Origin of the sequence: Mesotoga sp. UBA5847 (genome assembly GCF_002432735.1) — a bacterium.
Classification (GTDB): Bacteria; Thermotogota; Thermotogae; order Petrotogales; family Kosmotogaceae; genus Mesotoga.
Window position 1 is genome coordinate 34,340 of the sequence record NZ_DJGL01000012.1, and the last position, 13,500, is coordinate 47,839.

Below are 13,500 nucleotides of genomic sequence, written 5' to 3' on the forward strand. Positions count from 1 at the left end.
CGTTCTATTGAAAGGTCAAAGTATCTATCACTTGAATACTCATACCTTACAACTCTCCCGGAGAGTGATTAGGGATTGACTTCTCTTATTTCCATCTCTCCGCACTCCTCCCCATTTGCAAAATCTCTGGCCGGACAAAACGGAATTCATTTGACCATTAAGGACTTGCCAATCGTCGAAAGGTCAGTAGGGGAATACTCTTCTTCTATCCGTCGGCAGCGGCGGGTCTTCGATAGTGGCCTTTGCCAGTTCTGCAAAGTTCTTTATGAGCTTCCAGCCTGGCGGGTTACCGAGGAAACCTGCCTGGGTTTCCGGATGAAATTGAACGCTGTAGATCTCCTTTTCTTTGTGTTTGATCATTTGAATAGGGGTTACGTTCCCCCTAGCAAAGAGTTCGAATTGATCTGGAATCGAGGCGACGGCGTAGGCATGATTCTCCCATACGAGAAGGCTTCCGTCAAAGCCCTCGAGAACCCTGTCCTCTTTCACAAAACTTACTTCGTGCCAGCGGCGCTCCTCACTGTAATATAGAACGGAACCGTACACTCTCGAGACTATCTGATGACCCAGACAAATACCAAGTATCGGGACTTCGCCCCTCAGTATTATTTCTCCGCCCTGATAGACCTTATTGTTCCAGTCGATGTAGTTCCTCATTGAATCGCCGCCTGCAATAATAACGCCTGCGTATTCGTTTTCATCTTCGGGAAGCTCATCGTTGAATATCTTGAAGATCCTGTACCTGATACCCTGTTCCGCAAGCGAACGCTCTATCGGTGATAGCTTGGCTTCATATGCCGGGTCGTTCAGAAAGAGGGCAACGACTCCTCTATTATCGTACGAAGCAGTAAGCATAGTTGGAAAGGAACATGCAAAGATAACCAGTGCAAACAAACGTATAATTGACTGTGCAGTCTCTTCCTTCATTGACTCTTGACACCTCTCACAGCGAATGATAAACTACTATTTGTGCGATGCCGGGGTGGTGAAATTGGCAGACACGCATGATTCAGGTTCATGTGGGCATACCGCCTGTGCGGGTTCAAGTCCCGCCCCCGGCACCAAGAATTCCACGAGAGGACGAATAATCGTCCTCTTTTTTCTGGAATTACCGTGCAATTAGAACTTTTCATCGATAGTTCCTTCTATGAAAACCAATCTACTTATAGACCGGCCCTCTTAAATAGAAGTTCTCTTACACTTGAAAACTCCGTTCCAAAATAGCGATCCTCTCTGTGATCGGGAACGATGCCTGCAATCTCTTCAAACAGCTGCTCTATAACAGAACCGGACTTCCTGGGATGTCGAAACGACAGAGCTCTGAATGCGAGAAGCGCCTCAATAGAGATAAGGGTCGCAACGTTGTCCAGTATCGACCAGAGTTTTCTTGCTCCCCAGGCTCCCATGCTCACATGGTCTTCCTGAAACCCGGATGTGGGAATCGAGTCGGCAGAGGCCGGATGCGCAAGGGTCTTGTTCTCTGAAGCCAGTGCGGCAGCCGTGTACTGCCAGATCATGTATCCGGAATTGAGACCTTCTTCTCCGTTTGTCAGAAAGGCGGGCAGATCATTTAGCTTTGGATTTACGAGTCTGTCTATTCTTCTCTCAATCATATTACCGAGGTCTGTAAGAGCTATTGAGAGGAAGTCTGCCACTAGAGCTACGGGCTCCCCGTGGAAGTTGCCTCCGGAAATCGCGTCCCCGTTTTCGAATATCAAAGGATTATCGGTCGCCGAGTTGATCTCGGTCTCAAGGACGGTTTCTGCGTATTCGATGGTATCCTTCACCGCTCCGTAAACCTGAGGGATAGTCCTGAGCGTGTATGCGTCCTGAACTCTATCGCAATCGAGATGAGAAGTCCTTATCTCACTTCCCTCGAGAGACTCTCTAAGCTTTTTCGCAACATATGTCTGACCGCGATGAGGTCTTGCTTTGTGAACTCTCTCGTCAAATGGAGAGGTACTGCCCATCAGCGCATCGACGGACATCGCAGCTACAAGGATAGCTTGATCGAGTAGCCTCGACGCAGTATAGGTTGAGCACCCGGCCAATCCGGCCATCAGGGCGGTTCCATTCAGAAGGCTGAGGCCTTCTTTGGCCTTCAAAACAAGCGGTTCAAGGCATTTGCTGGCAAGAGCCTGCGAGGAAGAAACGAGCTTTCCGTCAACGAGGCAGTCCCCCTCACCAATAAGCGTCATCGCTATATGTGCCAAAGGGGCAAGATCGCCGCTCGCTCCAACGGAACCCTTTGCCGGGACAATCGGTACGATTCCATTATTTAGCAGATCGAGAATTCTCTGAACCACACACTTTCTAACTCCTGAATAGCCCTTCAGGAGTGAATTGGCTCTAACCAACATTATCGCTCTGACATGTTCTTCTTTCAGTGGTTCGCCCACTCCGGCCGCGTGAGAGAGAACGATATTTCTCTGCAGTGCGTCCAGGTCTTCCGGGGAGATCCGATGATCGGCCATAACTCCAAATCCCGTATTCACGCCGTAAATCGTCTTCTTCATGCTATTCGTTTCCAGAGATTCTCTTCTTTCATCGAGGAGTTTGGCAGAGAGTTCATTGATTGAGCAGAACTCATTTCCGAATGCTACATTGTAGAGACCAGAGAGTGTCAAATGTTCTCCATCGATTTGCACCTACCCACCTCCAGAGAGAGTTATCAAAATTGAAGAGTATGTTCGATCTTTCATCATCAGGCAGTCTCCATCAGAAAAAGACTTACCACAATCGCTCTATCTAACCCACTCGAGGCCCGGAATTTCGACCTTCTTCTCGAGTATGCTGAAAAGCTTTGTGAAGAAGAGAACCACAACGAGATAAATAACGCCAACCACGAGATAGACTTCGAAAAACTGGAAGTTTCTAGAAGCTATGAACTTTGCCTGGGCCATAAGTTCCGGTGCTCCAACTATATAGGCTAGAGAGGTGTATTTCAGGAGGTATATGAACTCATTTGTCCACGCCGGGATAACTCTTCTAAACGCTTGGGGCATAATAATCTGCATTATCGCCTGCCACTTTGTCATTCCAAGGGATCTTGCGGCTTTCATCTGGTTCCCCGCAATGGACTGAATAGAGCCTCGCAAATACTCTGCTTGATAACATCCGCTGTTTATTGCGAAACCGATTATCGCCGCGGTGAAAGGCGTTAGGTTCATTCCAAGGGGCGGAAGGCCGTAGTACAGAATAAACAGCTGAACAAGCAGCGGAGTTCCCCTGATCACTTCAATAATCGCCGTAGAAATAGCATAGAAGAACTTGTTTCCATATACTCTTGCGATTGCAAGAATCACCCCAATTACAAAGCCTATGACCACGGCTATAAGAGTCATTTCCAGCGTTACGCCGAGCCCTTCAAGGAGTTTTGGCCAGTGGTTGACAACGATCTTCCAGATTCTCTCCAATTCATTCACTCCCCGTACAGCTCGTTGAGCTTAAAGAGGAATTCCTTTGTGCGAGGGTTCTTGGGGTTCTTGAACATCTCTTCCGGAGAACTCTGCTCGACTATGTGACCGTGCTCCATGAAGATGATCTCGTCCGAAACGGTTCTGGCAAATCCCATTTCGTGAGTGACTACCAGCATCGTCATGCCGCTTTCAGCCAGATTCTTCATGACTGAGAGGACCTCGCCGATCAGTTCTGGATCGAGTGCAGAAGTCGGTTCGTCGAAGAGGATAATCTTCGGTTGCATGGCAAGCGCACGTGCTATCCCGACTCTCTGCTTCTGACCGCCAGAGAGCTGAGCAGGATACAACTTCGCTTCCTTCTCGAGCCCAACTCTTTTCAGCTCCTCCATTGCAAGGTCCTTTGCTGCGCTCTTTTCCATCTTCTTGACTTTTGTCAGGCCGACCATAACGTTTCTGAGAGCTGTAAGATGATTGAACAAGCCGAAATCCTGGAACACAAACCCTATCTCCTGACGAATCTTGTTTATGTTCTTTGCAGAAGTGATCTCTTCATTTTCAAGCCAAATTCTGCCGTCGTTTGGAGAGACTAGCATGTTGATACAGGCCAGGAGAGTGCTCTTTCCGGTTCCGCTCGGGCCGATTATCACTTTGGTCTCTCCCTCTTTCATTTCGAAAGATACACCCTTAAGGACTTCATTATCGCCAAAGGATTTCTTCAGGTTCTCGACTCTTAGCACGACTTTATCGTTGGTCATCTTACCGTCTCCTTTATATCGAATCCGGGTACTGCAAGGCGTTTTTCCACGCTTCCCAAACTCTTGTTAATAACGATCGTAACGACGAAGTACATTGCGGCCACTGTGAGGTAGATCAACATGGGCTCATACTTCGTGGCAATAATGTATCCTCCCTGACGGAGAAGCTCTGTAACTCCTAGAGCGTATGCCAGCGAGGAGTCCTTCAGTACGATGGTGAACTCGTTTGTCCAGGGTGGAAGAGCGATCCTCACAGCCTGGGGAAGTACGACATTGATGAATCCATTAAAATTGGTCATTCCCAATGATCTCGCAGCTCTCATCTGAGTAGAACTTACGGAGTTTATAGCTCCCCTGAAGATCTGGGACTGATAGGCAGATGATCGGAAGCCAAGCCCGATTACGACCGCGGCAAAGGGAGAGAATCTTATTCCAATTCTAGGAAATCCGTAGAATATGAGAAAGAGGATCACAAGTTCAGGGATGCTCCGCAGAACCTTTTCGTAGACCGCGATGAATACCTTAAGCCATTTATTGCCGTACACTTGACCAAAAGAAATGGGGAGGGCCAGAATCAGGCCCAACCCCAGAGTTAGAAACGTTATTTGAAGTGTTACCCACAATCCTCTCAGAAGTGCGGGCAAAGAATCGACTATTAATCCGAGTTTATCTATGGCTACCTCCGCCCTTCAATCAGAAGTGCTTTAGATTAAGTTCGTTCAGTTTTCCGGATTCTTCGAGCCTGGAAATCCCTTCGTTGATAAGCTCAAGAAGCTCCTTGTTAGCCTTGTTTACTGCTATTCCGTAATCCTCGTAAGTCTTGATTATAGCCACGATTTTCACTGGTCTGACCTCAGCGAAGCTTTCAGCAACCGGTGCGTCCAGAACTATCGCATCTACATTCCTGTTTACAAGGTCAGTCATGGCGAGAACGTAAGTGTCGTACCTCTTGAAATCGCCTGTGAGGATCTTCGTTTCAACAAGATTTTCCTCTACCCAGATGTCTCCGGTCGTACCTGTCTGTACCCCTATGTTATGTTTGCCAAACAACACAGTGACGCTCATTTCGCTGTCTTCTCGAACGACTACGCTCTGATCTGCTGTCCAGTATGGCTTCGAGAAAGAGACAACCTCTTCTCTTTCATCTGTAATAGTCATTCCGGAGATAACGATATCGAGGTTTCCCGACACGAGCGCGGCAATAAGTGAATCAAAGCTCATATCTCTGATCTCGACTTCAAAGCCCATCTCCTCTGCAATAGCGTTGATTAGGTCGATGTCGAAGCCTACAAACACCCCGTTTTCCACAGACTCGAAAGGCGGAAAGTCAGCGCTCGTTCCGACAACGTATTTTGCTCCAAAGGCAAAGCCTCCCAAAATCACCAGAGCAAGCATTACTAGCAATGTTTTCTTCATGATACCCCTCCTTAAACTGAAGATGAATTGATTGTATATCCATTAGCTTTCAATACTGAGAACCTGACTTTCTTCTTGCGCTATGGGTTCAATACGAAATAGAACCACCGCAGTTGAAAATCGATCGCCCGGGCTTTCAAAATCCGTTTTCGAGCTCGACTGTTGTCATCAACGGGTACCGAAACGGTGCCGAAAATCAGAGTGCGCAGCGGATCGCTCATTGATATTATACTCTTTAGCAACACTTGAGCCAAAAAACAGCTGTTAATATAGAGATGGTGATTATCATGAAATTAGGTATAGCATTGAGCGGGGGTGTCGACAGTGCCGTCGCGGCCGCTCGGTTAATTAGACAGGGAAACGATGTAATTGGTTATCACATGATCGTTATTCCGGGCAGTTCACTCGATAACCCGGCTGTACAAGAGGCAAAAGGCGTTGCCGAACACCTCGGAATAGAGCTGGTGATCGTGGATCTAAGAGAAGAATTCGAATCGATTCTCGAATACTTTGTTTGTTCGTATATGAGGGGAGAGACGCCCAATCCGTGCGTGGTTTGCAACGATTCGATAAAATTCGGGTTGCTGCTGGAGAAAATGAGCTCGTTTGGAGTTGAAAAGATAGCGACCGGCCATTACGCGAGATTGGTCGCGCACGATAATGAGTTATTCATTGCGAGAGCTCTTGATAATTCAAAGGATCAGTCGTATTTCCTCTCGCGAATCAGGAAGAGCAAGCTCGGGAGAATTCTCTTCCCTCTAGGCGACACGACAAAAGTGGAAGTGAGGCAAGAAGCCAGTCGGCTTTCTCTTCCCGTTCATTCAAAGAAGGACTCTCAGGAGATTTGTTTCATACCTCACGGGGATTACAGAAGCTTTCTCAAGTCTCGTGGCGTGAAGGATGAACCGGGGCCTATTGAGGATGAAATGGGTAATCTTCTGGGAAGACACACCGGGCTTTTCGGCTATACGATTGGGCAGCGAAAGGGGATCGGCATTTCGAGCGAGGGACGCTATTACGTGAAGAGGCTCGATACTGATAAGAACAGGCTTGTCCTCTCACAGAGGGAGAGATTAGTGTCCTACTCTCTCACGGGAAGAGATCTTAATTGGTTTGTTGATCCGGCTGAAGCGTTTGATTGCGAGTGCAAGATTCGGAGCTCGATGAGGTCCGTTTCTGCAAGAGTATTCTTAATCGGTGACGATAGAGTCAGGGTAGACTTCCCCGAAGGAGTTTGGGCGGTTACACCGGGACAGCTTGCGGTATTCTATGTCGATGATTTAGTAGCCGGCAGCGCCTTTATTGAAGGAAATAGCGTTCTTGAAAGTGAAGACGACACGTGATAGAATTCTCGAGACAGGAAGTAGTTCAGTTGGTAGAACGCTGGTTTCGGGAACCAGAGGTCCGGGGTTCAAGTCCCCGCTTCCTGACCAGAGCAGGCCCATCGGGGTCTGTTTCTTTTTTGTGAGGACCAGGGGCAATCTCCTTACTCTCCAGATGATCGTTTGTTTGAGTTGATCTGCTAGAATGTTCTTACAGAGAGTAGTTCTCTTTGTCTTCTCCTCTGATCGATCGATCTGGAGGTGGAACAAATGAAAAGGATAGTGTTCCTATTTCTGTTATTCTCTCTTCTCTTAACCCCAACTGCTTATTCGAGAACACTTGAATTCAAAAGCTGGCAAATATGGGATTTCAGCTACAACGGCATTCATCAGGTTTGTTGCTCTGTCAGCGCCAAAGACGGCGATGTTCCGGTTACGGGACTCTCAATCGAAGACTTCGCAATAACCGAGACTCTCGTTGACGAGTTTGGGAATGTCTTGTCAAAAGCCGAAATTGCTCCGTATCAGAGAGAAGACCAGTTTGGTGGCATCGGATTCTGGGAAAGATCAGTATCTTCCTCGAAAATCGACCTGGTCTTCCTGATCGATAAGACGGGCTCAATGGCGGGTCAAATCGAGTCGATCAAGTCAGAACTGAAGGAATTCGTGAATCGACTCGAAGACGATTCATGTGATTTCAGGGTGGCGGTTTTGCTCTTTGAAGCATCGTCACTGGAAGAGCCTGGAAGAAAATCACCGGACCATCCGTTCCATGGAGTTATGGAAAGGGACGAACTCCTTCTCGCTATCGAGGAAATCGAAACGGCCGGCGAATGGCACATAAACACCTGGAGTTATGACGCAATACTCTTTGGCAGTCAGCTTGACTTCAGAGAAGATTCAAGGGCAGTTATCGTTGTGATTACCGGAAGTGCCGTAAAGCCCCTTGCTTCAGCTATGGGGATATAAGGCACAACCGATTAGAAAACTGAAGTTTTTCAATCGGCTTAATTCTTCTATTGGTATTAGATAGTGTAATATGGTCTAGTACATGTATGAACACTAAATTTAAGTCGAACAACAATGTTGTACACTCTTGCAAGTACCATATAGTCTGGTGCCCTAAATATCGTAGGAAAGTTTTGGTTGGTGATGTAGAACTACGATTAGAGGAGTTGATTGTAAGTATCTGTGCCGAACGTCAAGCAGAAATCATCGAAATGGAAATCATGCCTGACCATGTTCACTTGCTTGTCGAAGTAGACCCGCAATATGGAGTCCATAAACTTATTAAAGCAATTAAAGGACATACTTCACGGATACTCAGGCAAGAATTTAAACACCTGACGACGAAATTGCCTACACTTTGGACAAACAGTTATTTTGCTGCTACAGTAGGCGGTGCGCCACTTTCCGCAATTAAACAGTATATCGAAAGCCAAAAAACTTCGCAAAGGGGGTGAAAAAGTGCAAATCACCGTCAAAATTAAATTAGAGCCGACTAGAGAACAGGATACTCTTCTTCAAGCAACAACTCAAGAAACTCCTATCCTGGAGTTCCCCCTTTTGGCAACGAACTCTCCTGGCTAAATTTCAGATCGTCTCAATCCGCTTCCAGACGAGGCAAGTGAACAACTGAAGTTATGTGGCCTCTCGCTTTGCTTTTTTTTGTTTCCTCCAAAGTGCCGTGGAGAGGTTCGCATCGATTCGATGGAGGCCCGCGTTATGTGGAGCTTTCGAAAACAGGCTTATATCGAGGTCCTTAAAGTTTCTTGGCAGTCCTAGTGTTCGTCTGAGCAAATGAACACGCCAAAGGCAGCTTACTGTTTTCGAGGAAGGTTCTGAGCTCAGACTATTGGTTCATGCCGGCGGAATTACTCCGATCGAAGTCAATGGAAGCGGTGCTTTGTGACAGTGACTCGATTCGGAGGTCTTTTCATATGCTAATATTTACAGAGGAGGGAGAAAATGAGAAGGACCTTAATTTTGATTGTCTTGCTTGCCGGAGTGTTTGTATGTGCAAGTTATTCGATTTCCGAATTGGAGAGATTTCACAAAGAAGACCCACAAAACATCGATCTTGCCATCGAGCTGGGAATTGCTTACCACGATGCCGGTCTGGAAGGTGACAAAGATTCCGTCACGAAGGCTATCAGAATCCTCGAAGATGTTCTCAAAAGAAGAGACCTGGGACTGGCCAGAGCTTATCTTGGGTCCTCATTCCTCCTCAGAGCGAGAGATGACTGGAACCCCTTTGGAAAGCTGTTGAATCTGAACCAGGGGATCGATCACCTGGATAGGGCAGTGGAAGGGAATCCTGACGATATCTTAATAAGAGTCATAAGGGCTAACGCTTACGCGAATATACCGGCTTTTTTCGGAAAGCTAGATGTAGCCATTTCTGATTTTGAGATCATAGTTCAGGTTTTAGCTGAGGAAGGCTTGAGTATAGAGATACAGCTGAACGCGAGGCTTAAGCTTGTTCAGCTTTATATGCGCAATGGCATGAACGATAAAGCTGCAACTCATTACGAGTGGTTGAAGGAAAACGCGCATGATTCTCAAGCAACGATTATGGCTGGTGAGGAGTTGGAAAGATGATTAGGGAAGTAGAAATCAAGAACCTGCCTTCAAGATTTGCGGAGATCTTCTCCGAATGTCTGGGAAGACCGGAGCAGTCCGAAGAAGTATTGAAGATGTATCGGGCTCCAGAGAGAAGACTCTTTGCTATGAGGCAGGGAGAAAGCATAGTTGCTGTAGCCGGTTTGAAGCTCCATGAGCTTGAAGAGCCCGAGCTTCTACATCTTGCTGTCAGGAAAGACAAGCGAAGGAGAGGCTTCGGCCGCACTCTCAGAAAGACAATGATAGATGCCTTTATCATAGATACTCTTGCAGTGTGGACAGACGAGGATGCCGTCGGTTTTTATGAGAAGATAGGATTCAATATTGTGAATGAAATCCAGACTCTGAATGGACTGGTTCGCTACAAACTCCGATTTTCTCGCGCTAAATCCCGTGGGAGGCAAGAAACGTGAAGATCCTATTCCTAAATAGACTTGACAGATACTGGGAAGGAAAAGTAGATGAGCTTGCGAGAGCATTTCCCGAACATTCTTTCATCTCGTACTCCAGCAACAGTGATCCGAAATCCCATATTTCCGATGCCGAGGTAATAGTAAAAGGGAATCTTTCGCAAGCCGACCTTGATAAGGCTAGAAATCTCAGAATGGTTGTGGTCCCTTGGACAGGCGTTGATGGTCTGCCTCTCGAGCGGTTAAGAGAACGTGGTGTCATTGTTTCAAACACCCATGAGAATGCCGAGGTCGTTGCTGAAAGAGCCGTAGCTCTGGCCTTAGCTGTTACGGGAAGAGTGGTCGAACTTCATAACGATCTTGCTCAGGGAGTGTGGTTGGGTCGGCCATCCAATAAGGAGGCGACCTGGTACTCCATCATCGGGAAGCGGTGCTCTATTCTCGGCCTAGGCAGAATTGGGCAGGCGATAGCAAAACTGATCAGCGGCTTTGAATGCGAAATAACGGGATTCAAGAGAACGCCTGGCAGCGGGTTCCCTTACGTGAAGAGAATAACAGACGATATTTACGATGCCGTTCGAGCCGGAGATCTTGTATTCGTTGCTCTTCCGCTGACGAAAAAGACGGCAGGGATCATCGGTTCCGATCTGCTAAGTCAGATGAAGGACAAGTACCTGGTCAATGTGAGCAGGGGAAGAGTAATTGAGGAGCAGGCTCTGTATGATGCTCTGAAAAGCGGAACTCTCGCCGGCGCGGCAATAGATGCCTGGTACGAGTATCCCTCAAGTGATCGGCCCGCAACACTTCCATCGAGATATCCAATTCATAGATTTTCCAATGTCGTCATGTCACCGCACGTCGGAAGCTGGTCGGTGGAGAGTATGCAGTCAATGGTGAATGGCGCGTTAAAGAACATCGAGAGTTTTCTTCTTAAAGGAAAGCCGGAGGAAGAGATCGATCTTGACGAATTGTATTAGCCGCTTGAAGAAGTGAAGTCGCGGTCTCTTCAAAGAGCACGTTGTGGCTGAAGAGAAATCCTGTGTTAAAATCTGGTTGAGAAAGTTTTTCGAAGAGGGGTGTCCATAAGTGCCTTTGATGAGAGGTCCCAGCTTTGGTCTTTCCAAAAGATTGGTTGGCTTTGCTGCTAAACTATCCGGTCTTGCCGTCGTTGTTATTTCTGTCGTTCTGATTCTTCTTATGGGTGTTCTGCTTTCATTTGCCGAGATAGCCAGGGGAAGAAGGGAGTTTTCGGACATGCTTTTGAGACAGGCAAGATTTGTCCACAGCGGTCTCAATTTGGACGAGCTTTCGAGGCTTTCAGGGAGCATAGATGATCTGGACAGGCCTGAATACTGGAGACTCAAGAGCCAGCTGGAGCAAGTAAGTGCGCTATTTCCTCAATACCGCTTCATCTACCTAATGGGACAGAAGGAATCTGGAGAATTGTTCTTTTTCATTGATTCCGAGCCTCCCGGTTTAGGTGACGAATCTCTTCCGGGAGATATATACGCCGATGCTACTGAGTACGATTTTGAAGTCTTCAGGGAGAAGAAGGCCAGAGTGCTGCCAGTAATTACTGACAGCTGGGGAACATGGGTATCGGTAATGGTTCCCGTAATTGATGAAAATTCAGGCAGACTCCTTGCCGTACTCGGGATAGACGTTGAAGCCAACGACTTCCGGAAAGGGATTTTATCATATGCGATTAAGCCCGTAGTTTTCTCTCTGGTTCTGATATTGATGGCGATACTTTCGGGATTCTTCATCATCCGCAAGGACAAGCTGCCACAAGAGAAGAAGGAAAAGAGAGTTCAGAGGTACCTTGAGGCTATCGCCTTTGCCGCATTTGGAGTCGCTGTCACCATCATGGTCTCATCTCTAGTTCATGACAGACAGGAGGCAGCGCGAAATGACGCCTTTGCAGATCTGGCCGCGACTCATGTAACTTCGCTTTCCAGGGCGATGAAGAATATTGAAGACTTTCAGGTCGAGGCTCTTGCCAGGTTCTTTGAGTCAAGCAGCTTTGTTTACAGGCAGGAGTTCTTGAACTACGTAGGTTCACTCTCGAAAAACAACGAACTGATTTCATGGTTCTGGATTGAGAGGGTTTCGCCGGGCGAGATAGAGTCGTTCGAAGAAAGTATCAGAAGTGAAGGCTTTCCGGACTTCTTCGTCTGGGAACCCGGTGAATCTGGCGCAAAGGAAAGAGTTCTGGATCGCGAGTCATATTACCCGATACAGTACATTGAGCCTCTAGAGAGCAACAGAAATCTGCTGGGGTTAGACCTGGGATCTCTCGAGTTGGTCGGGGAAGCAATTGAAAAGGCAGCTGCTTCAAAACTGATGTGGGCAAGCGATCCTGTCGTCGTTCCGACGGACGAAGAGAAAGGTCTCCACTTCTTTGTCTTCAGACCGATTGTCGAGGAGAGACCGCAGGGTCAAACTGGATTCGTAGGGGCTATCTTTCATTCACAAGCGTTTCACAGTGCCGTTCCGATTCTCCCCAGTAATGGAGATCCAACAGTTATTTTGGGGCTTTATCAGATCGACTCGGACGGAAATCCAGTACTGCTGTTTTCCTCGGCGCAGGAATCTGGTTTACATGTACATGAGTCTGCGGAGGCTTCCATATGGCACTATCCGGAAAATGAACAAAACATCGCCCTTCCGGTAATGCTGTTCGGGCGGCTTTTCGTTATTGTTGCCCATCCAGGGCCGGATTTCAGCGTCGTGTACCCCATGAACTACTGGATCTTCATCCTCGCGATCGGACTGACTGTAACTCTGTCGCTTGCGGTTCTGATCGGGTCACTGGGTAATAGAAGCTTCCATCTTGAAAGAGAAGTCGGAAAACGTACCGAAGAGCTAAGAGAGAGTCTGGAGACTGTTTCAAAAACGATGGAGGCATCGGTGAACGTTCTCGCTTCGGTCGTAGATCTCAGGGACCCTTATACCTCAGGTCATCAAAGGAGAGTCGCAGAGCTTTCTGTTGCAATCGGCAAAAAGCTGGGATTCGAAGAGAACAGGCTTACGGGACTGAGGCTTTCGGCGATGATTCATGATGTGGGAAAGATACAGGTTCCCGCGGAGATACTCAACACACCAAGAAAGCTGACCAATCTCGAGTTCGATTTGATCAAACTTCACCCGACGGCGGGATGTGAGCTTTTCAAAGATATCGAATTCCCCTGGCCGGTGGCAGACGCAATCTTGCAGCATCACGAGAGACTTGACGGAAGCGGTTATCCCGAAGGAATCTCGGGGGATCAGATTATTCTCGAGGCTAGAATAATAGCCGTTGCCGATGTTGTGGAAGCGATGGCGTCTCACAGACCGTATAGGTCTTCACTCGGTCTTCAGGCGGCGCTTGATGAGATCAGAAGCGGTAAGGGAAAGCTCTATGATGCAAGAGTCGTAGATGCCTGTCTCGAGCTGTTCGATGAAGGGTTTAACTTCACTGAATGATTTCAACTCCGCATTGGTGTAATGCATCATAATTAAATCTACTCAAGAGAGAGTGGTATCGACTTTTCAAGCCTGTATGTTAATATATGAG

General features: G+C 47.5%; 13 protein-coding genes and 2 tRNA genes. 9 read left to right on the plus strand and 6 right to left on the minus strand.

Annotated elements, in window-relative coordinates; all coding sequences use genetic code 11:
- Window positions 1-183: 183 nt before the first annotated feature.
- On the minus strand, window positions 184-927 hold the full coding sequence (locus B3K91_RS01040; RefSeq protein ID WP_099831109.1) for a type 1 glutamine amidotransferase: 744 nt from the start codon (window positions 925-927) through the stop codon (window positions 184-186).
- Window positions 928-976: 49 nt separating this feature from the next.
- On the opposite strand from B3K91_RS01040, the gene B3K91_RS01045 reads away from it, so the two are divergent.
- A tRNA-Leu gene (locus B3K91_RS01045) sits at window positions 977-1,064 on the plus strand.
- A 99-nt stretch (window positions 1,065-1,163) separates the two neighbouring features.
- Here B3K91_RS01045 and hutH read toward each other — a convergent pair.
- The 5 genes from hutH to B3K91_RS01070 form a co-directional block, all read right to left on the minus strand.
- The gene (hutH, locus tag B3K91_RS01050; RefSeq protein ID WP_292590181.1) at window positions 1,164-2,648 is read right to left on the minus strand and encodes a histidine ammonia-lyase; all 1,485 of its coding nucleotides are present in this window, start codon (window positions 2,646-2,648) and stop codon (window positions 1,164-1,166) included.
- A gap of 96 nt (window positions 2,649-2,744) precedes the next feature.
- Entirely contained in the window at window positions 2,745-3,416 is a 672-nt protein-coding gene (locus B3K91_RS01055; RefSeq protein WP_300980089.1) for an amino acid ABC transporter permease, read from the minus strand.
- 5 nt (window positions 3,417-3,421) lie between these two features.
- Window positions 3,422-4,174: an amino acid ABC transporter ATP-binding protein gene (locus B3K91_RS01060; RefSeq protein ID WP_099831111.1), complete on the minus strand. Its 753-nt coding sequence runs from the start codon at window positions 4,172-4,174 to the stop codon at window positions 3,422-3,424.
- A complete protein-coding gene (locus tag B3K91_RS01065; protein WP_099831112.1) occupies window positions 4,171-4,818 on the minus strand; it encodes an amino acid ABC transporter permease in 648 nt (215 codons plus the stop codon). Before B3K91_RS01065 ends, B3K91_RS01060 begins: the two co-directional genes overlap by 4 nt.
- Window positions 4,819-4,867: 49 nt before the next feature.
- Entirely contained in the window at window positions 4,868-5,590 is a 723-nt protein-coding gene (locus B3K91_RS01070; protein ID WP_292590186.1) for a basic amino acid ABC transporter substrate-binding protein, read from the minus strand.
- A 287-nt stretch (window positions 5,591-5,877) separates the two neighbouring features.
- Between B3K91_RS01070 and mnmA the strand changes: the two genes are divergently transcribed.
- From mnmA to B3K91_RS01110, 8 genes are all read left to right on the plus strand, one after another.
- Entirely contained in the window at window positions 5,878-6,933 is a 1,056-nt protein-coding gene (mnmA, locus tag B3K91_RS01075; RefSeq protein ID WP_414674176.1) for a tRNA 2-thiouridine(34) synthase MnmA, read from the plus strand.
- Window positions 6,934-6,947: 14 nt separating this feature from the next.
- Window positions 6,948-7,023, plus strand: a tRNA-Pro gene (locus tag B3K91_RS01080).
- A gap of 159 nt (window positions 7,024-7,182) precedes the next feature.
- Window positions 7,183-7,881 (plus strand): vWA domain-containing protein, encoded by a 699-nt coding sequence (locus B3K91_RS01085; protein ID WP_292592245.1) that lies wholly within the window; start codon window positions 7,183-7,185, stop codon window positions 7,879-7,881.
- 86 nt (window positions 7,882-7,967) lie between these two features.
- The gene (tnpA, locus tag B3K91_RS01090) at window positions 7,968-8,375 is read left to right on the plus strand and encodes an IS200/IS605 family transposase (RefSeq protein WP_213918636.1); all 408 of its coding nucleotides are present in this window, start codon (window positions 7,968-7,970) and stop codon (window positions 8,373-8,375) included.
- Window positions 8,376-8,880: 505 nt separating this feature from the next.
- Window positions 8,881-9,513, plus strand: a complete 633-nt coding sequence (locus tag B3K91_RS01095) for a tetratricopeptide repeat protein (protein ID WP_292590193.1) — start codon at window positions 8,881-8,883, stop codon at window positions 9,511-9,513.
- Window positions 9,510-9,947, plus strand: a complete 438-nt coding sequence (locus B3K91_RS01100) for a GNAT family N-acetyltransferase (RefSeq protein ID WP_292590194.1) — start codon at window positions 9,510-9,512, stop codon at window positions 9,945-9,947. The genes B3K91_RS01095 and B3K91_RS01100 overlap by 4 nt, the downstream gene beginning before the upstream one ends.
- Entirely contained in the window at window positions 9,944-10,921 is a 978-nt protein-coding gene (locus B3K91_RS01105) for a 2-hydroxyacid dehydrogenase (protein ID WP_292590196.1), read from the plus strand. The genes B3K91_RS01100 and B3K91_RS01105 overlap by 4 nt, the downstream gene beginning before the upstream one ends.
- 118 nt (window positions 10,922-11,039) lie before the next feature.
- Window positions 11,040-13,409 carry an HD domain-containing phosphohydrolase gene (locus tag B3K91_RS01110; protein WP_292590226.1) on the plus strand — a complete coding sequence of 790 codons (2,370 nt, stop codon included), beginning with the start codon at window positions 11,040-11,042 and terminating at the stop codon, window positions 13,407-13,409.
- Window positions 13,410-13,500 lie beyond the last annotated feature (91 nt).